Raw genomic sequence first — 19,394 nt, 5'->3', positions numbered from 1 at the left:
GTTCACTATCTTCTCGTGAGCCCACTCAACCAATCTATAATTAGTTTTGAAAGCATCATTCCTGTGATTAACGCTTAGCTGGTAAACCGTTAGTTCATTCCTCTACTTACCCATCCAAATTTTCCCTTATATTTGCCCCGCAAGCTCTTAGTAGAATACGTATGATTAATTTAAAGAAAGCCAGGCCTAAACGGCCTTGGAGAGGCATACGGGTGCAAGTCCCGAGACCTGGCCGAAGTATTCTTCGTTAGAGTTTGCGGTGACCTCTCCTTTTTTCCACTTTTTCAAAACCATTGCCAAATGCAAACTCTAGATGGTTCAGGAGCTGACTCGAACGAAAACCCAGTCAACCCAACGAATGATGCCCGTCACGCATCAAATGTCCGCGCTCCGCTGACGGAATCCCAAGCCGAGTTTTGGTATCTTGTAGAATGTCAGGGCTGTAAGGAGCTGGCGCATTCGCTCAAAATGATCCACGATCTGGCGCTTTATCATTCGGATATTCCGTTTGATGCGGAAGAAAAGTCGGCACTTTTTGATTTGAAGGTGCTTTGGGAAGGCTTCGAGAAGATGGGAGCGAAAGCTTAGGAATTGAAGGACTGCTGGCGACAGTCCTTTTTTATTTTATTTGTGTCAATGCACGACAGTTCTTCTTGGGAGTTGGACTTAGGGTATTGCCGATGTGTATAACATTCATCCTGTTAAAAAACTCAACTAAAATTGCACCAGGCGGCATAGAAGAATAAGCGTCTTGTTGTTTCTTCACGATCTTTCATTTACTTTGCAATACAAAGTACTTTTAATATTGTAAGTAATGAAGATAAAGATGATCCTGCCGGCATTAACCGAAGCTGAAAGCCCCCTGTGGAGGCCAATCAAATATACCCTTTTTCCGCCTCTGGGGCTGGCGACGCTGGCTGCGTTCCTGTCGTCCGACGATGAGATCGACCTGCAGGACCAGCATGTAGAGCAGCTCCGGCTGGATGATGCTCCTGACCTGGTGATGATACAGGTGTACATTACCAATGCGTTCCGGGCGTATCGTATTGCGGATCATTACCGGCGGAAGGGCTGTTATGTGATCCTGGGCGGCTTGCATGTAACATCGCTTCCGGACGAGGCATTGGCGCATGCTGACAGCATCTTCATTGGTCCGGGTGAAGACACGTTCCCGCGGTTCCTTGCGGATTTCAAGAAACGTGCGCCACAACGGGTATATACTTCCGACAACCGCACCCTGGCTGGCATCCCACCCATCCGGCGTGACTTGATCAAGCGCCATCTGTACCTGGTGCCCAACTCGATTGTCGTTACCCGGGGCTGCCCGCATCATTGTAATTTTTGTTACAAAGATGCCTTTTTTGAAGGTGGAAAGACTTTTTATACCCAGTTGGTCGATGAAGCGCTTGCTGAAATTAACCGGTTACCGGGCCGACATTTATATTTTCTGGATGACCACCTTCTAGGGAATGCGAAGTTTGCCGAATCACTTTTTGAAGGTATGCGCGGGATGAACCGTGTTTTTCAGGGCGCCTCGACCGTAGATGCGATTTTAAGGGGAAACTTGATCGAGAAGGCAGCCGATGCAGGCTTACGCAGCCTTTTCGTTGGCTTCGAAACCTTCTCTTCAAAAAATCTGAAACAAAGTAACAAAAAGCAAAATCTTGAAAAAGACTACACTAAGGCCGTAGACCGGCTGCATTCCCTTGGCATTATGATCAACGGAAGTTTTGTTTTTGGGCTGGACGACGATGACGGTGATGTTTTCAAGCGAACCGTGGACTGGGGAGTAAACCACGGCATTACTACGGCCACCTACCATATTTTGACACCTTATCCCGGTACGGCATTATACAGAAGTATGGAGGTTGACGGCAGGATCCTCACACGTGACTGGGATCGCTACGACACGCGGCACGTAGTTTATAAAACCAAAACCCTGACTGCGCAAGAACTTGAAGCAGGGTATTGGTGGGCATATAATACATTTTATAGTTGGCAAAATATTGTGAAGTCCAGCCTGTACCATGATTCCGTAAAGCATATTGGCAAGCATTTTTTGTATACCGGAGGCTGGAAAAAGTTTGAACCACTCTGGAATTTCATGATTAAAACAGGCGGTTTAAATTCCATGTTGCCGTTACTGGAATCCATTTTATCTCAAGTAAAACCACAGAAAAGCGGCGGCAATGTTCTACCGCATTCAGAAAAAGAGCTTGTTGGTTTAGTTGATTAGCTAGAAGGTGACATCAGGATGATTGAGACGAAGTCAAGACTTTCATTGCGATTAGTCTCGAACCGCATGATAGTAGTGGTTCTCTCCCTCGTCTTCAAATTCCTCAATAAGCAACAATCCTGATGCAACTAGCAACGCTTTGTATTTCTCCGCACCAAGCGATACCGATTCCACAGCTGTAATGGCATCTTCCCATTCCATTCTTCTAGCGGGTGCCGTAAATAACAGCTTTCCGCCGGCGTACAGTGCATTTGCCATGTTTTGAATCACAACTTTCTGTGTTTCTTCCGGCAAAAGGAACAGTAGCCCCCAGGCAATGACGGCATCGAATTGCCGGTTGAAGAACGACGAATCTTCTGCAGCTTCACAGACAACGGGACTATCCGGGAAGTTCTGCTTGAAGATTTGAACCATTGAAGGTGAGGCATCAATCCCATAAACGATCAGGCCTTCATCTATCAATGCCCTCGAAATCGGGTCGCCTGCTCCACAACCCACATCCAGAACTGTCGCATTCGGCGGCAGTGACCTTGCCCAATGCCGAACGGATGACGCGCCGACTCCATCAATGCCCTTCGAGCGACAGCGAATGAATGTCGCCGCATTGGCTTCGTATCCGTTTGATTTGTCCATTTGCATTAAGACTGGTCGATTTCTTGCTCGTGCAATGTCATAACAGTTGAGTACGGCCTAACCTCGATTTTCCCCTTTGTTGGTGTCATGTTTTTCCACACCCAATTATAATGGTTGATGACTTGTTCTGCGTCCATGAACGGGCGGATTCCCGTAGTATGGCCGTCTTCTACCACCAAAATATCAAAGTCTTTCACAAGCGCTGATTGGATTGTGGATTCTACACAGAAATCTGTTGCACAGCCTGTTATTACAAGTTCGTTTATATTTAGCTCTTTCAACTTAGCTTCAAGGCTGGTATTGTAAAATACGTCATTTGCGAATTTCTCAACCATCAAATCCTGTTCATAAACCTTCAAATCGTCCAGTAATTCCCAATCGGGAGTATTGGGTATAAACTCGTCCATCGCGCTTCCATTGTGCTGCACAAACGCAACAAGCCATGAGTTTCTCCGGAACATTGCTGCAAGTGAGTTGATTTTTTGGATAATCGCATCCGTTTCATACCGGGGCGTGTCGGGCGTAAATGAGCCCTTTTGCATATCGATTACCAGAAGGCATTTTTGTGATTTCATCAGTTGAAGATCGTTGTATCCGAATTTAAGATTTGTTTGGCCGCGCTCGGCTAATGATTGTTGAAAATACAATTTGGCCAGCGAAAAGTGAGCGCAGATTAATTTTTTGTTTCGATCAAATCCCACAGATTGCCGTAGAGGTCGGCAAAGACTGCCACCGTCCCATAATTCTCTTCTGACGGTTGCCGGATTATTTGAACACCATTTGCAACCAAGTTTTGGTAGTCGCGCCAAAAATCATCCGTGTTCAGAAACAGAAAGACCCGTCCGCCAGTCTGATGGCCTATACACGCCCGCTGTTCTTCCGTGCTGGCCTTTGCGAGCAGCAAACAGCATTCAGCCGCACCACTCGGCGCGATACGTACCCAGCGTTTGGTTTCGCTTAAAACGGTATCTTCGAGGAGCACAAAGCCAAGCTTATGAACGTAGAAGGCGATCGCTTCGTCATAGTCATCGACCAATAAGCTTATCAGGGAAATGTGCCGTTTCATCTGAGATTGAATTTCGACTAGTTTGTGATCCAAAATAATTGATAGTTGTTTCTAATGAGTAGGACGCTTAGCAACAACCGGATTGTTGTTAAGAACCGCGATTAGCAGCCGAGACGTAACCGCAGGAAGATGAAGCAAATGGGGGTGAGAAGGTTTCGTAATGCGTATTTCCTTGAGATTGCCTGATACAGAGTCAAACTTTCCGGCGATAAATCCGATTTGTTGCCGAAAGTTTGTGAGTGCGTATCAATGTATTAATCTGGCAGCGATATTTCCAGCTTATACCCCTTCCCGTGAACATTCGTTATTCTCAGCTCGGGATCGAGGCTTAGTTTCTTTCGTAGTTTCGACACAAACATGTCCAGGCTGCGACCGGTGAAGACCCCATCATTGATCCAGACTTCCTGCATCAGCGTTTCGCGGGGGATCAGTTCACCGAAATTTTTGTGGAGCAATTCCAGAACCTTGCATTCTTTGTCTGTAAGACTAATCGCCTCGTTTCCCAAAAGCAAGCGCTGCGCCTTTACGTTGAATAAAAAACTGCCGAGCGCAGCCAATTCCGGAACGGGCTCTTTTATTATCGCGTAGTCTTGATTTTGCCCGGGCACCGGTTTTGAATTTTTCCCAAAATGCCCAATCAACAAGGTAGCACCCACCAACACAAGAATGCCGCCATAAACCACATGGATTAATGGAAAGTCAAAGGTTGTCGTTTTTAATTTTTCAGCCCGTTGGTCGATGTCAGAGTCGAAGGTTGCCGTTTTTAATTCTTCAAGGTTTTGATTGACTACCTGAGTATCCACTTTAACTGATTCAGTCAGCTGGTCGTTGTCAGCTTTCTTCCGTTCTACTTTCTCATAAAAATCCGGAAATGTAAATTCGATTGTATAACACCCTGAGGGCTGACTTCTGCCACTGCAAGCCAGGATATCCGGCGAGGTATTATTTACCTGGAAACCATAGACAATGCCGCCTTTCATGCAATCATTCACGGTAACGGTGTAACCAGAAGGGAACTGTGTTTTGGGAAGTAAGCGCTGTGACAGCGCCATGAGCGAATCGTGGTTAAAAACGAATTCATTTTCGAACTTGAGCAGAAACGTGCCTTCTTTAATCTCGGTAACGGGCAATACGCGTGAGGTTGAGTCACCTGCCTGCAACAGCAGCCGATGACCAGTTTGACGGATCATGATGTTCACTTGCTTCACCCGTAAGTCGCGGCCGGAATGTTCCGTGAAAGACGAGGCGATAAAAAAAATGGCAAGCAGCACCATTGCAATGCCGGACCCAAGCATCAGCCGTTTAGTGAAAAAGCCAGTAAAAGCCGAATTTACACGCATTTACATTTCTTTTTACAATTGATTAACAAGATTTTACAGTTGATTTACAAGCATGGCAACGCGGGCGCCTACATTTGGATATGTGAAGTTAAAAACAATTTTATTCTATTATTTCACCAAACCAATGTTAGTCATGAAATTCCATAACCTTGCTTTTTTGCTCCTTTTTCAATTCTCATTTGCCTTTGATCAGGCTTTAAAATTCCCACAGTCATCCTCACTCCCGGATAGTAAGCAAAAACAAAAAAGTGATAAGGCAGTAGCTGCAAACATCATTTTTAAGTCTGCTGATGGCGGACAAACCTGGCAGGATATTAGCGAAGGGTTGCCTGTAAACTTGCTGGAAGACGGTATCCCGAGAGATGGTTTCCTTGCAAATGATAGTGGAATCTATCTGCGCACTGGAAATGGGATGTATTACAGCAAACCAAATTCCACTGCTCCTTTTTGGGAAAAGGAGATTTCTCCAGACAACCTTAGCAGCATCGTCCCTGGCAAGACCGGAATGCTTGCATTCAATTACGGTGGCCAGTTTTTACAAAAATTAAATGAAACGGGTTTATGGCTGCCGATATATGAGGATTTTCAAGGGAAAAGCGTTCGCACCGTTTTTGAAACTGGTAACACCGTTTTTGTCGGTTGCGATTGGGGGCTTTTTAAATCTGATGACAGTGGAAAAAGCTGGGAGCGAGTCTACGACGGAGGCTGGGTAATGAAATTGGTAGAGTCGGATGGCGTGCTGATAGCGACCAGCCAGAGCGGTATAATTCGGTCGACAGATGGTGGTGAAACCTGGGTTAATGTGATTAGTGAGGGTGGCGTGGGCATTGCTGTAGAACGCATCAAAGGTGGATTTGCCGCGATTACTTGCAGTACAGAGACGGAGACAAGAAGAGTGCGCACATCATATGACGGCGGTAAAACCTGGCAGCCGATTGATGCTGACCTTCCGGAAAGTCTCAATATCGCCTCAATTACCGAGGTTGGCGGATACCTGTTCTGTGGTCACCCAGCCGGTATTTACAGATCCTCGGACAAGGGAAAAACATGGAAACTTTTACTTCCTGCTATACAAGATAAAGTTTTCAACTTATCTGTTTCGGGCAACGTGATCTATGCCATACCAAGAAGTGGAGGATGTTGAAGGTTGATATTCGTTGGTTTCAATAATTAAATTAAATAAAAAATGAAAAAATCACTTGTGTTTATTCCAGCTATCCTTCTGGTATTATTGCTGCTAAATTCTTTTATGGTAAAAGAAAAGGAAGCAAAAAAGAAGCCAATTAAAGAGGACAAATCAGCGGGGATTGTCAACATCATTTTCAAATCTGCTGATGGCGGACAAACCTGGCAGGATATTAGCGAAGGATTGCCTGAAAAATTGCAGAGAGAAGGTGTGTCGAGCAATAGTTTACTTGCAAATGACGGTGGGCTCTATTTGCGTGCTGGAAATGGTATTTATCACAATGAACCAAATTCCACAACTGCTTTTTGGACAAAAGAAATTTTCTCTGGTACACAACGTAACATTGTTCCTGGCAGGAATGGGATACTTGCATATGATATCAGGGGTCAATTTTTAAAAAAAATAAACGGAACGAGTGATTGGTCGCCCACGTACACGAATTTTCAAGAGCAAGCCGTACGCTTAGACAGCACGATAGATTGGATGTACAAGACTTATAAAGAGAAAGAAGTACGCACCATTTTTGAAACTGCCGGAGGCACAGTTCTCATTGGCTCCAACAACAGTCTTTTTAGATCCACTAACAATGGAAAAACCTGGAAGCAACTGCATGTTGGAGACGGCAGAATGAAATTGGTAGAGTCAAACGGTGTACTCCTGACTACCAGCAAAGATGGAATATTAAGATCGACCGATGATGGTCAAACCTGGGACCGTGTAGTTAGTGAAGGGGGGCTTGGCGTCGCTGTGGAACGTATCGATGGAGGATTTGCTGCCATAGTAAATAACCCGATAACCCAAACTAACAGCATACACATCTCAATGGATAGCGGAAAAACGTGGAATGCCATAGGCGAAGACCTTCAACCTTCCCGGAGTAGTCTATTGATGAAAAAAATGGGCTTACTTCAATCTCCACCGGATATTTTATCAATTAAACAAATGGGTAAATATTTAATATGTGGCCGCACAGATGGGATATTCCGATCATCTGACATGGGCAGAACATGGCAACAACTGTTACTTCCTGATGTAGAAAATTATGGCTTCAATCTATCTGTTTCGGGCAACGTGATGTATGTCATACCAAATAAAGGATGTTGAAAGGCTCCAAACTGATGAAACAATATATCTTTAACGTACTCGCTACCTTGTTTTTCACACAAGAGGGAAGTACCCAACCTACCGGCAACTTCACTGACGTGCGGGATGGTCAAACGTATAAAACGATCAGCTTTAAAGATTCTTCGACGGGCAAAACGGTTACCTGGATGGCTCAAAACCTGAACTATAAGGTGGCAGGTAGCTATGCTTATGATGACAATGAGAATAATCGAAAAGAGCTGGGCTTGCTTTACACTTGGGAGGCAGCGAAGAAAGCCTGTCCCCGCGATTGGCATTTACCGACGGATAGCGAATGGGCTATGCTTGTGAATCAGTTTGGCGGTACTGACAAGGCCGGTGATGCTCTAAAAAGCGTCAAAAGCTGGAATGAAGAGGGTAACGGCACGAACAGCAGTGGTTTCGATGCGCCTGCGGGAGGTCACCGAAGACCTGATGGTAGTTATTTGACGCAAGGTATTCTCGGTGTCTTTTGGACGTCCACGCCTACTAATTCCGGTGATGCAGCCTGGGGGTGGAACTTTCACTACGGTGGTCCTCCCAGTAGCAATAAGAAAAATTTAAAGAAAGCGTTCCGTTGGAATGTCGGAGTTTCTTCCGGACTCTCGGTTCGTCTGGTACGGGATTAAGTTGTTTAGGATTTCGGAATAGTTTAATTTGTTAAAACCTATTCCAATAGCATACACATGCAGCATTACGACGAAATAGCAACAACCATCCTATCTACTGCCATTCATCGGGGCGCTGAGAAAAGTACTTGTCCGTCTGAAATTGCACGCATGTTATTTCCTGACGACTGGCGTAAGCATATGGAAGATGTCCGCGAGGTAGCAATTGATTTGCATAATAAAGGTAGCGTAGTAATAACACAAAAGGGAATGCCTGTTGATGTTGAGAATATCAAGGGCCCGGTGCGTATTAAAATTGTCTAGAAATTGATCCTTTCTACTTTGAAAACTTTTCAAGAGCCTAGGAGGGAGACGGGTCTCGAACTTTGCCTTTAATCGACTCGTAATCAAGGTTTTGTCTCCTTTATTTGAGGTAAACTACACGAAAGACTCACTATTTTTTATACATATAGTACAACAGTATATTTGTTATGTATAATTCTTTTAGCGAAAATTGCTCGGTTTAGGGGTGGATTTTCGCTAGTTTTTGAGTGAGTTTTCGGGTGGTTTTTAGGTGTTCAAAGTTTGGAAAATGCCTGTGGATTTGGTGGTGGCAACTGCGATTTTGTTAGGTAAAAATACGAACTTTAAAATTCTTTGACAACGGGTTTGTTGTATGTAAAATGAGTACTTCGCTACGATAGTTATTTTCTGATTCCCATTTCAGAGTAAGCGTGCCTTTCGCAATAGGCGAGTCCCTGAAGAGTAAGTTTTGCACAGCCCTGCCATATACACGGCATAGTTGTAAATCCTCTCGTTTTTACTAATAACTCGATTTGCAACTCTTGCGAATTGTAGTTAGCCCAATCATTCTTGGAAGGAAGTTTGACAAAAAATAGCTCTTGCAGCTTATCAAATCTATCTAGTCTCCAAAAGCTTTGATCATAATTATACTGATAAAGCTCATACCAGCCAGCACCATCGATAAATGTAAAGTCAGCACTAATCACTGCTTGTATAGTAACGTCGGCATAGTAAATGTATTCTGTAAGTCGCTGCCCCTGGTATTTATTCATTCCGATTTTAGTACACGTGTTTTATTCTTTTAACCGGCAAGCACCGATTGAATTTTTGCTTGTCCATAAAACCTTGTCATTTCCTCTTTCTCATCATTATTCCCGCGTTCAAAGACCCTTTCAATAACAGCCTTTGCTTGTTTCTCCCAATCAATGCGGTCAACGTCGGTATCCCAGAACAGTGACTTTCTTAATATCATCAAATTAGGAGTCAGCTTTAATTGTTTTTCCTTCTCCTTCTTGATGTCATAGTATGCTTGAAGCATTACAAATGTACCCTCGTCAAGATCTAGCCCCTTTTCGATTTTAAGTGCCAGCGCGGTACTCAGGCTGCGTTTTCCTTTGATAATAGCGTTAAAGCTCTGTGGATGTTCAGCAATAGATAGGGCAAAAGGACGCTGCTTGATTGATCGCTTTTTTAGTTCGCGCTCAAGAACGAATCCTGGGTGTATACCCTTGTATTTTTCAAACTGCCTATCCATATATGAATATAAACAATTTTGCTTACATTTTCGATCAAGCCATTTCACTGGTTCATTGCGTCAACTGATATTCTTTCTCTCCTAATTACCGTCTGAGATCTGCCACCCACTTCCTTCCGAGTAGCGATAGAACCTAATTAACCTTATCAAATCGAAGCGTTTTCTTCCCTTGTTCCAAGTCGCGAATAAAGCGTAGACCGACACCTGCTTTGAAAGCAAGTTCTTCCTGCGTAAGTCCAACTGCTTTACGCCCTTCTTTAAAAAATGCTTGGAAGCTAGACAAACATATACCTGATAAGGTATAAAACGTACCCATTTCGTTGGATTATACCTGATCAGGTACAGTTCACTATTCAAGTTATTCCTTTCCCGCATCATCTAATAAGACTATCACAACGCGATTTAATAGAAATACCACAACGCGATTGAATAGTATTGACACAACAACATTCAATTGATTAACCACCGCATGATTTGGTAGATTGATATGGCAACACCACGAGGAGATTTGCAGAGGCCATTCACTTCCTGCACGATGTGCCGCAAAAACGGATTGCGGTCATTCTGAGTCATTGGAAAAAGCCAGTGTGGAACAGAACATTGAACCGTTTGCTGCCTTTCTTGGTCGTCTGGTCAGCGAGGGAATGCGGGGTAGAGTTGTTGCGACACTACCCGGTGCTGATTGGAAAGTGGTTCGACCTAACGCTTTTCCGCAGAATAGTAATGGTTGTCCCCTTCATCCTCGAATTCCTCGATGAGCGAAAGTCCCGATGCAGCTAGTAATTCATTGTATCTCTCCGCTCCAAGCGATAGCGATTCTATTTCTGTGATGGCATCGTTCCACTTCATTTTCTGAGAAGGAGCCGTAAATAGCAACTTTCTTCCCGTGAACAACGCATTTGCCATTTTTCGAATCACCATTTCCTGTATTTCTTCCGGCAAAAGGAACATTAGCCCCCAGGCAATGATGGCATCAAACTGCCGGTTGAACAACGAGGAATCTTCCACGGCCTCACAGACGACGGTACTATTTGGGGAGTTCTGCTTGAAGATTTGAACCATTGAAGGTGAGGCATCGATGCCATAAATGTTCAAACCTTCATCTACCAATGTCTTCGAAATCGGGTCGCCTATGCCACAACCTATATCCAGTACCGTCGCATTTGAAGGTAGTAACCTTGCCCAGCGCCGCACCGATGCCGTACCGACTCCATTGATGCCTTTCGAGCGGCAGCAAATGAATGTTGTAGCGTAGATTTCGTATCCGTTTGATTTGTCCATCGGCAATTGTGTCAAAGTTCTATTTTACCTTTCCTTTTTTCAAACTTCGATTATTTTTCGATTCAGCGCAATCTATTCAGCCCATCTGGCTTTTAGCTGGTATGTTTATGTCTGCTTACAGAAGCCACCGTCTTCGCAAACCTAAAAAAAATTCATTTAAGCGTGCAGAGATATGGGATAGTATTCGCGTTGGTTTTGATTGGATTTTCGGCTGATCTAGTCACTCGCTACATCGCGACTCATCTTGGGTATTTCCACATTCTCCTTACTGCCAGCTATCAAGGCATATTCATCCAGTACTTGCTGGAGGTTTTGAAGATTGTTTAAGATATGCGACAAATCGATCTCTTCGTCAGAAGCCGATGGAAAAGCATTCACAACAATCGCGAGCGTCGATGTATTCCCTAGACTAAATTTTTTGGGCCTGGCGACCAGGAGTCCATGTCTAGACGCTAATTCTCCTAGCTGGGAACATAGCTGGTTTAAATAGTCGATACTTGGTGCCTTGCCTTCAATTTTGATTTTGACCTGTAAATCAACCTTAATCTTATTTTCAATCTGGATATACAATTTAAAGTCATTAATCTGTACCCAGTGATACCAAAATCCCCAAAAACCGCCAGTAGGATTCGATACATAGTTCCAATCAGTCCATTCAGGGATAATCTTTTGTAAATTAAGGTAGAACCCTTGGGCGGCACTTTCGTCAGTGTTTATTGCCCTAAGATTAGAGCACGAATTCGTTAACTCCTGCAATTGTGTCAAGTACGATCGAAAGTCGTTGAAGATATCATTGTTTACCTGACGCCTATTAAGTATTTCTAGTACTATCGCCCTGTCAATCGTCTCATATCCCTCTTTGTTAGCAATTAGCCCTAGAGATGAAAGGCTTTCATTCCCAGTTTTTAGATATATAAATATGAGCGTATGCGGCTTGCCATCGTACTCGTCTTCCACAAGCTTTTTGTAACGGGTGAGTTGATTAGAGTGCCTGCTAGTGTTGGTTTTATCTTCTATGCATATGAAATACTCACCATTAACTTCTGCCCATACATCTATATTGTGCCATTGCCTACCAGCTACTACCGTAGTAACGGCGTAATTATCGGTTTGTCCAATCAGCCTCCTCACGAAATCTTGAGCAGTATGATTCAAGTCACTATTAATATGTTCAAAGTTTTGATCGGCCCATTGCAATAGCCATGCAAAAAAGCCATCTTGGGATAATTCCTTTGTGGCCAATCTAAAGATATTTGGGGTTTGAGTTTCTTTCATAAGTTTTGCAGAGAGTAATATTTAACTCAATCTACGTTGTTAAGACCAACCAAACTGACTCTTTGTCAAATTGTTTTTTGCAACATTAGCTAAGTACTTTTCCAAACCCGCCCCATGCAGCAAGGCCTTTACGAGAATTTGATCACCAAGCTCATCGCTTCAAAGATAAGCTCCCTCGATAAACAACAATTCTTTGTAAAGGAAACACCTGTCGAAAAGAGTGAGGTCGCTCGCGTGCTTAGTCAGCATGTAAGTCGCCTTTTGAACTACGGTCTAAGTTTGATATCGGGAGATGATAGTATTGAATATCAAATCGAATTGTCAAACAAAATCATCAGGGTACTTCGAACCGAGTTGGATCACACAGATTTCGATGATGATTTGGTTTCGATAAATGGGAAAATCCTGAATGCTGTATTCGCGAAAATGGATGCCCCTTTCTCTGATTTTGAAAACCATATCAAGGAAATAACCCCATTTACAGGCCTAGGACAAAGCGAGTTATTCACAGGTTCCAATGTCGGGCTTTCGCTCGAAAGTGAGTTGAAAAAAGAAATACTGTCAGCTGATAAGATATACTTCCTTGTTTCCTTCATTAAATGGTCGGGTATTAGAATTTTCCAGAAGGAACTTGAAGAATTTACCCGTCGAGGTAACCCTCTTAAAATCATCACCACCTCCTACATGGGTGCAACAGACTTGAGAGCAGTGGAGTTTTTAGCGGGGCTACCTAATTGCGAGGTGAAGATTTCATATAACACAAAAAATGAACGGCTACATGCCAAATCTTACCTATTCTTTCGAAACACTGGCTTCAATACCGGCTACATTGGCTCAGCCAATCTTTCTAGGACTGCATTAACCAGCGGCTTAGAATGGAACTTGAAAGTGACGACTCAGGAAGTTGGCCACATCATCGACAAGTTTGCAAAAACTTTCGAGACGTATTGGCAAGACCGAGAGTTCGAATACTTCCGACGAGGAGAACATTCCAAGAAATTGAAAGTAGCACTCGGTAGAGAGAAGAACAAAGGTCAAATCGAAAGGTCTTTTTTCTTTGATATAACGCCTTTACCATTTCAGGAAGAAATTTTAGAAAAGCTTCAAGCGGAGAGGCAAATTCATAATAGGAATAGAAACTTGATTGTCGCTGCGACCGGTACAGGCAAAACGGTAGTCTCGGCATTTGATTTCAAGAACTTTCTTAAAACGCAGCCCCACGCGAGACTGCTTTTCGTTGCACACAGAAAGGAGATACTGATGCAGGCAAGGGCAACGTTTGCGGGCATTCTACGTGACAACAACTTTGGCGATCTCTGGGTTGACGGCATTGAGCCAGACAACTACGATGTTGTGTTTGCCTCCGTGATGACTCTTGCAAATCGCATTGAGGAGCTACCGCTTTCGGAAAGCTATTATGACTTCATTATCGTTGATGAAGTGCACCACATTGCCGCAAATAGCTACCGCCCAATTCTAAATAAATTTGAGCCGAAGGTGCTTCTTGGCTTAACCGCGACTCCCGAACGTACAGACGGGGCTGATATTCTGGCGGATTTTTGCGATACAATTGCAGCCGAAATTAGGTTGCCCGAGGCGATGAACAGGAAATTGCTTTGTCCATTTCAATATTTTGGCATTAGCGACAGTACAGATTTATCTAATGCGACCTGGCAGAATGGACGCTATCTCCCAAGCGAGCTGACGAAAATTTACACGCACAATGATCTTCGCGTGGGAGAAATAATTAATCATTGCAGAAACTATCTCACAGACTATGAGGATGTCAGGGCACTGGGTTTTTGCGTAACTCGGGAACACGCCATTTACATGGCGGAAAAGTTTTTATTGGCTGGGCTAAAAGCGGATTACCTGATCAGCGGAGGCGACCGTGAAGAACTGAGATCCACCATCAAATCTAAATTGTTGCGAAAGGATATCAATTACCTCTTCGTAGTTGATATTTTCAATGAGGGTGTCGATATCCCGGAAATTGACACAGTGCTGTTTTTACGACCTACCGAAAGTTTGACCGTGTTTCTTCAACAACTTGGTAGGGGTTTGCGACTGGCAGAAGGTAAGGAGTGCCTGACTGTTCTTGACTTTGTTGGCAATGCCCGGCCGGAATACGATTTTCAAGGTAAGTTCAGGGCGCTCATAGGTAAAACCAATACTTCCACGCTGGAAGAGCTCGAACGTGATTTTCCACATCTGCCGTTGGGATGCTCCATTGTTTTGGAAAAGAAGGCAAAGGAAATCATTCTAAAAAATATACGGTCAGCGACCCAGCTCAATACGAATCAGCTAGTTGCCAAAGTCGCCAATTTTCGGCATCAAACCACACTGCCTTTATCGCTTAAAAACTTTGTCGCGTTCCATAACATTCCGCTGCAAGCGATTTACAAGCGAGCGACTTGGAGCAGACTCTGTCAGTTGGCGAAACGGTTGGATGTTCTTTCGCCAATCAATGAGGAGGAGACAAAGCGCACGATACTGAAAAAATGGCTCTGCTGTAATTCATTTAGCTATTTGTCATTTATTCTAAGGATGGCGAAGCAGAAGTTTCAGGTAGATGTAAATGCGTTGCCCGATCATGAAAAGTTAATGCTCACCATGCTTCACTACGACTTTTGGCAAAGCCCAGGCGGAGCAGAGGACCTATCGGCAAGTATTGCAAAAATTGGAAGAAATGAACAGCTAGTCAGTGAAATGGCCGAGCTGCTCGAACTCGTTATCGACAGAATTGCGCACATCGAAATGGACGCTGATCTGCCTTTCGTTCAACCGATCAAAGTACATAGTCGATATTCGAGAGAACAGATCTTGGCCGCTTTCGGAGAAAGCACATTTGAAAGGAAATCCAGCAACCGGGAAGGGGTCGTAAACCTGGAAGCGAAGAATGCCGAATTGCTGCTCATAACGCTAGAAAAGACAGAAGCAAATTACTCTCCGACCACATTGTATAACGATTACGCGGTCAGTGAAAAGATCTTTCACTGGCAATCTCAGAACACCGCCAGGCCTGAAACCGGCAAGGGGCTGTCATATGTAAAACAAAAGCAAACGGGAAAATCGATTCTTCTTTTTGTGCGGGAGAAGAACAATGATGAATTCAATAATACAGTTGCCTATGTCTTCCTTGGCCTGGCGTATTATATCGACCATTATGGAGCGAAGCCTATGAGTATCAATTGGGCATTGCGCGAGTCAGCTCCGCATTATATCTGGAAGGAGATGGCGAAGATGGCGGTTGGGTGAGGTGACTTCATTGTAAACAGTGCGGGCATCACCTTCGGCAGTTATTATGGTAAAATGTATTACCGCCAATACACTACTTGGTCGCCATGGCCAGGCCGAAGACATTGCGAAAGCAGCAGTATTTCTTGCTTCCGATGATGCGGGGTGGATTACTAAGGAGCAGCTTTCTGTTTTGGTGGATGTATGGGTTTAGATGAAATGGCTTCCGCAGCAAAAGTGCCCGCAAACCGTAAGTAATAAAACAGCTATGATACTTTTAGTATCGAAGCTATTTTATGTTTGGCATTTTTCACGGACTAAAGATTTTTTTATGCTATTACCTCAGATAGACATTACTCAGCGACTCGGAATCGATGCCGTGTCGGCATTTTTCTCAAAGTTGGGATGGATGTTTAGAGAGCAACCAACATTGGATACCGGAATAGACGCCCATGTCGAAGTTGCCCGCGATGGTTTTGCTACTGGAAAAATAATAGGTATCCAAATCAAGACAGGAGCAAGTTATTTGAAGAATGTTGGTGGAAAATGGGTATTTTATGGAGATCCGAAACACCATGATTATTGGTTAAATCATTCTCTACCAGTAATCCTAGTGTCGCATGTTCCTGAAACAGACATGACTCGCTGGGTGCAAATCGATAGGAAATCTGTTGAATTAACTGACAAGGCTTGGAAGGTAGTCTTTCCTGACAATCAGTTTTTGAACAGAGAATCCATCAGTAAATTAGTTGATATAAGCGATGGATCGGATGAGGCGATTAAAAATCGGAAATTGTTTCTGGATAAGCCGATGATGAGCGCATTGCAAGAAGGCAAGACAGTTATAGTCGAATTTTTCGAGGATCTGCACAAGACCTTGAAAAAGGTTATTATACAGGTAAAAGTTTTGGACGGCTCGGAAGTACTATTTACGAAGGAATGGGGAGTGGCTTATGCAGGTTCCGAAGCACATGACGTAATGACTAGCTTTTTTCCTTGGGCTCAAATTGAAGTTGATCATCACTATTATTCAAAAAATTTAGACAGGAAGTCATTGGAATATGTATTTGATTTCAATGACATTACTTCGAAGCCGATATATCCATATGATATTCAGTTCGGAGAATTTGGAAGGTATCGAATTAAATTGTTTTTGAATGATTTGGGGAAGTCCTTCTTGTGTTATGCCGATTTTATTGAGAGCGGCACCAGATCAAAAATGTGGGAAAGGTAATGTTAGGCATGGAACGATCTGCTAGCCATTAGCAAGCCTGTATCTGGTGGAGTCTGCTGATGTAGATACATAAATGAAGCAAGATGCTGACTACATGTCTTTCACAACCTGATTGAGGACGTCGTTAAGTAAAGCAAATCTAGAGATCTAACTTTGACGGATAATTTGAAGAAGGGATTATAACTAAATGATTTATAATTATAGCGTGCTAGGAATAGATATTTTAGACGACGAATTCATCTGTGCTGACCATTTTAGTGATCAGCATTTAAGAAATTTTATCCTCAGTGGTGCTGGCACACAGCGTTGCAAGTATTGCGAAACGCCAAAGGCTTGTTCAAGTCTAACTAGACTCGCCCGGCATATAGAAGAAGGGATTCGATCTGAGTATGAGGATCCCTACTTACGAGGTGTTGCATATGACTCGGATGCAGAATTTTATGAAGACCGTTTTCCAGGTGTGCATGTTCACAGTACTATTCACGTTTTAGAGTCAGAAATTGAGGTTGACGAGTTTGAAATTCTTGAAGATATCAGTGCTTTTTTTGAAAACGAATATTGGTCAGAACTTGACAATATGTTTTCACTTAGTAAGCATGACATCATGTATCAAGGATGGGAGGCATTCAGATATATTCTGAAACATGAGGTGAGATATCTGTTTTTCTCTGAGAGCTGGAAAGAGACAAATTCCGTTGACTACGGTGATGACATTAATCCATATTTAATTCTTGATGAGGTTGCTGGTGCAATTGAGAGGTTAAATCTTTTTAGAAAATATCCCATTGGTAGATTTCGAGTTTTCAGGGGAAGGCAACATGATAAAGAGATAAATAAGAATGCTCACGACCTAGGCTCGCCACCCAGAGAGAATGCCCGCGCCAATCGAATGAGCCCGTCTGGTATACCAATGTTTTATGGCGCGTTTGATGTGACTACATGTGAACTTGAAGTAGTTGATTTATCTTGGGGCAATTCGAGAATCACTATTGGCGAGTTTATAAATTTAAGTCCATTAAATCTTATTGATTTTGGTAAATCTTCATTCATACCTAGTTTATTTGATTTGGATGAGAGAAAGCATAGAGCTGTTGGTCGGTTCATCGAGTCCTTTGTTAGCGATCTTAGCATACCAGTTAGCCTAGATGATAAAGATCACCTTGAATATGTTCCAACTCAGGTCGTAACAGAGTTCCTTAAGACTTTTTTTAGTAGAAATGGGAAGGTTGATGGAATTATTTACAATAGTGTTAAAAACCCGCCTGGAAAATGTGTTGTACTTTTTTGCCCAAATGGATCAATTACTGATATAACAGATTCAAGCATGGAAAATTTACTTTCAATAAATTCCAACTTAACAGAACCATTCGTTTTAGGCTTAAATACTCGAAACTATTTCTACGACATACAAATTACCCCAGATGATTCAAATTCTGAATAACGATTTTATCATCGACCGTTAGGAATTGATTTTAGTGTCTGCCTTCCAATGGCTTGTACTCAATACTAGTAGCGCCAGTTGCTGTTTTTTAAGTTTAACGTATAAATTTGAAAACTTAACACGTATCAAATGGAGAGACATGTCAAAAACCAACATTATGTTCCACGATTTTTATTGAGGAATTTTAGTAATGACTGTGAAAATAAGATTTGGTGTTATGATAGAGCATGGAAAAAGGCTGGAAATCGCAGCATTAGTAATGTAGCTAGTGAAGATTATTTTTATGATGAGACGCCTGGAAAAAAGGATGGAAGTTTGGAATATTTCTTGGCCAATGCTGAATCTTTTGCCGCACCTTTGATGAAAAAGATTATTGAACAAAAGGATTTAAAGTTACTCAGTCAAGAAGAGAAAGATATTATTGCAACATTTCTGTCCCTTCAGTATAAGCGGACAAAAGTTTCGCTGGCTAGAACTGAAAATATTAATCAACAATTAATGGATGGAATTAATAACTGGATGCAGGAAATTGACTCTGAAATCAAATTTGATAGTTTGTCTGGGAAAGACTTGTGGAGATCGGCGTTTTCAGCAGCATCTGACCTTACCTCAATACTTGTTAACAAGCACTGGGCTTTAATAGAATCCGATAACAAGTTCTATACCTCCGACAATCCACTCGTTTTATATAATGCACTACCTAGCCCAGTCAGAGGAAATCTTGGACTAAATTCAAAAGGTATCCAAATGTTCCTTCCTTTAAATCCTTCGATTATTCTTGGCCTTTTTTGTGAGAAAATTTACCAGGCTCCGAAAGAACTAAATCGTTGTGGACAGTCAGAAATAGATTTTGTGAATTCACTTCAAGTAATTTCAGCAGATCGTTTTGTTTTTTCCGTTGATGGTGATTTTTCACTAGTTGAGGATATGCTCAAAAATCCCTAGAAACTTTCCTAGAATAACTGTAATTACAATATTCACTGCAATCAAATCACTCTAAATCGGAAATTGCCTCCTGAGCCAAATAACGTCTTGTATTTTTGATAAGTAATAATAAGAAGTTCCAGACCACGCGTCCGTCGCCTCTTAATAAAAATGGGGGCGAAAGCTTAAGAATTGGAGGACTGTTGGAGACAGTCCTGTTTTTGTTGTAGCTCAGAAAAATACCTGCCAGTGA

Annotated in this window: 20 protein-coding genes; 11 read left to right on the top strand and 9 right to left on the bottom strand. The window is 42.8% G+C overall.

The genetic code is table 11. From position 1 onward, the window contains the following. Positions 1–300: 300 nt before the first annotated feature. Together LZG72_RS05950 and LZG72_RS05945 are read left to right on the top strand one after the other, a co-directional pair. On the top strand, positions 301–588 hold the full coding sequence (locus LZG72_RS05950) for a hypothetical protein (RefSeq protein WP_233868790.1): 288 nt from the start codon (positions 301–303) through the stop codon (positions 586–588). 226 nt (positions 589–814) lie between these two features. Then, positions 815–2,236 carry a B12-binding domain-containing radical SAM protein gene (locus LZG72_RS05945; protein ID WP_233868787.1) on the top strand — a complete coding sequence of 474 codons (1,422 nt, stop codon included), beginning with the start codon at positions 815–817 and terminating at the stop codon, positions 2,234–2,236. 51 nt (positions 2,237–2,287) lie between these two features. Here LZG72_RS05945 and LZG72_RS05940 read toward each other — a convergent pair whose 3' ends face one another. The 4 genes from LZG72_RS05940 to LZG72_RS05925 form a co-directional block, all read right to left on the bottom strand. Beyond that, positions 2,288–2,869, bottom strand: a complete 582-nt coding sequence (locus tag LZG72_RS05940; protein WP_233868784.1) for a bifunctional 2-polyprenyl-6-hydroxyphenol methylase/3-demethylubiquinol 3-O-methyltransferase UbiG — start codon at positions 2,867–2,869, stop codon at positions 2,288–2,290. A gap of 5 nt (positions 2,870–2,874) precedes the next feature. Next, positions 2,875–3,444 (bottom strand): cysteine hydrolase family protein, encoded by a 570-nt coding sequence (locus LZG72_RS05935; RefSeq protein WP_233868781.1) that lies wholly within the window; start codon positions 3,442–3,444, stop codon positions 2,875–2,877. 98 nt (positions 3,445–3,542) lie between these two features. Continuing rightward, a complete protein-coding gene (locus LZG72_RS05930) occupies positions 3,543–3,935 on the bottom strand; it encodes a VOC family protein (protein ID WP_233868778.1) in 393 nt (130 codons plus the stop codon). A gap of 254 nt (positions 3,936–4,189) precedes the next feature. Further along, positions 4,190–5,275, bottom strand: coding sequence for a winged helix-turn-helix domain-containing protein (locus LZG72_RS05925; protein ID WP_233868776.1), 1,086 nt, complete (start codon positions 5,273–5,275; stop codon positions 4,190–4,192). An 82-nt stretch (positions 5,276–5,357) separates the two neighbouring features. Here LZG72_RS05925 and LZG72_RS05920 point away from each other — a divergent pair, with 82 nt between their 5' ends. From LZG72_RS05920 to LZG72_RS05905, 4 genes are read left to right on the top strand one after another with little or no spacing between them, the layout of a single operon-like run. Beyond that, positions 5,358–6,419, top strand: a complete 1,062-nt coding sequence (locus LZG72_RS05920; RefSeq protein WP_233868774.1) for an exo-alpha-sialidase — start codon at positions 5,358–5,360, stop codon at positions 6,417–6,419. Between the two features lie 42 nt (positions 6,420–6,461). Beyond that, positions 6,462–7,565, top strand: coding sequence for an exo-alpha-sialidase (locus tag LZG72_RS05915; protein ID WP_233868772.1), 1,104 nt, complete (start codon positions 6,462–6,464; stop codon positions 7,563–7,565). 14 nt (positions 7,566–7,579) lie between these two features. Next, positions 7,580–8,212 carry an FISUMP domain-containing protein gene (locus LZG72_RS05910; protein ID WP_233868770.1) on the top strand — a complete coding sequence of 211 codons (633 nt, stop codon included), beginning with the start codon at positions 7,580–7,582 and terminating at the stop codon, positions 8,210–8,212. Between the two features lie 57 nt (positions 8,213–8,269). Next, entirely contained in the window at positions 8,270–8,515 is a 246-nt protein-coding gene (locus tag LZG72_RS05905; protein WP_233868768.1) for a DUF3253 domain-containing protein, read from the top strand. 380 nt (positions 8,516–8,895) lie between these two features. Here the strand turns inward: LZG72_RS05905 and LZG72_RS05900 are convergent, their stop codons facing one another. The 5 genes from LZG72_RS05900 to LZG72_RS05880 form a co-directional block, all read right to left on the bottom strand. Continuing rightward, positions 8,896–9,267, bottom strand: coding sequence for a hypothetical protein (locus tag LZG72_RS05900; RefSeq protein ID WP_233868766.1), 372 nt, complete (start codon positions 9,265–9,267; stop codon positions 8,896–8,898). 29 nt (positions 9,268–9,296) lie between these two features. Then, a complete protein-coding gene (locus tag LZG72_RS05895; RefSeq protein ID WP_233868764.1) occupies positions 9,297–9,749 on the bottom strand; it encodes a DUF6922 domain-containing protein in 453 nt (150 codons plus the stop codon). A 133-nt stretch (positions 9,750–9,882) separates the two neighbouring features. Beyond that, positions 9,883–10,065 (bottom strand): helix-turn-helix domain-containing protein, encoded by a 183-nt coding sequence (locus LZG72_RS05890; protein ID WP_233868761.1) that lies wholly within the window; start codon positions 10,063–10,065, stop codon positions 9,883–9,885. Between the two features lie 383 nt (positions 10,066–10,448). Then, positions 10,449–11,030, bottom strand: coding sequence for a bifunctional 2-polyprenyl-6-hydroxyphenol methylase/3-demethylubiquinol 3-O-methyltransferase UbiG (locus LZG72_RS05885; RefSeq protein ID WP_233868759.1), 582 nt, complete (start codon positions 11,028–11,030; stop codon positions 10,449–10,451). Between the two features lie 216 nt (positions 11,031–11,246). Next, positions 11,247–12,305, bottom strand: a complete 1,059-nt coding sequence (locus LZG72_RS05880) for a PD-(D/E)XK nuclease family protein (RefSeq protein ID WP_233868756.1) — start codon at positions 12,303–12,305, stop codon at positions 11,247–11,249. A gap of 114 nt (positions 12,306–12,419) precedes the next feature. On the opposite strand from LZG72_RS05880, the gene LZG72_RS05875 reads away from it, so the two are divergent. The 5 genes from LZG72_RS05875 to LZG72_RS05855 all read left to right on the top strand — a co-directional run bounded on the left by LZG72_RS05875 (position 12,420) and on the right by LZG72_RS05855 (position 19,162). Continuing rightward, on the top strand, positions 12,420–15,563 hold the full coding sequence (locus tag LZG72_RS05875; protein ID WP_233868753.1) for a DUF3427 domain-containing protein: 3,144 nt from the start codon (positions 12,420–12,422) through the stop codon (positions 15,561–15,563). A gap of 46 nt (positions 15,564–15,609) precedes the next feature. Further along, positions 15,610–15,756: an SDR family oxidoreductase gene (locus LZG72_RS05870; RefSeq protein WP_233868750.1), complete on the top strand. Its 147-nt coding sequence runs from the start codon at positions 15,610–15,612 to the stop codon at positions 15,754–15,756. 54 nt (positions 15,757–15,810) lie between these two features. Continuing rightward, positions 15,811–16,776 (top strand): DUF4365 domain-containing protein, encoded by a 966-nt coding sequence (locus LZG72_RS05865; protein WP_233868748.1) that lies wholly within the window; start codon positions 15,811–15,813, stop codon positions 16,774–16,776. Between the two features lie 187 nt (positions 16,777–16,963). Then, positions 16,964–18,217, top strand: coding sequence for a HEPN-associated N-terminal domain-containing protein (locus LZG72_RS05860; protein WP_233868745.1), 1,254 nt, complete (start codon positions 16,964–16,966; stop codon positions 18,215–18,217). Positions 18,218–18,346: 129 nt separating this feature from the next. Beyond that, positions 18,347–19,162, top strand: a complete 816-nt coding sequence (locus LZG72_RS05855) for a DUF4238 domain-containing protein (RefSeq protein WP_233868742.1) — start codon at positions 18,347–18,349, stop codon at positions 19,160–19,162. The last annotated feature ends 232 nt before the right edge of the window (positions 19,163–19,394 follow it).

This window comes from Dyadobacter sp. CY323, assembly GCF_021390245.1.
Classification (GTDB): domain Bacteria; phylum Bacteroidota; class Bacteroidia; order Cytophagales; family Spirosomataceae; genus Dyadobacter.
The sequence above is the reverse complement of the archived record's forward strand: the minus strand, read 5'-3'. Positions and strand labels throughout refer to the sequence as shown.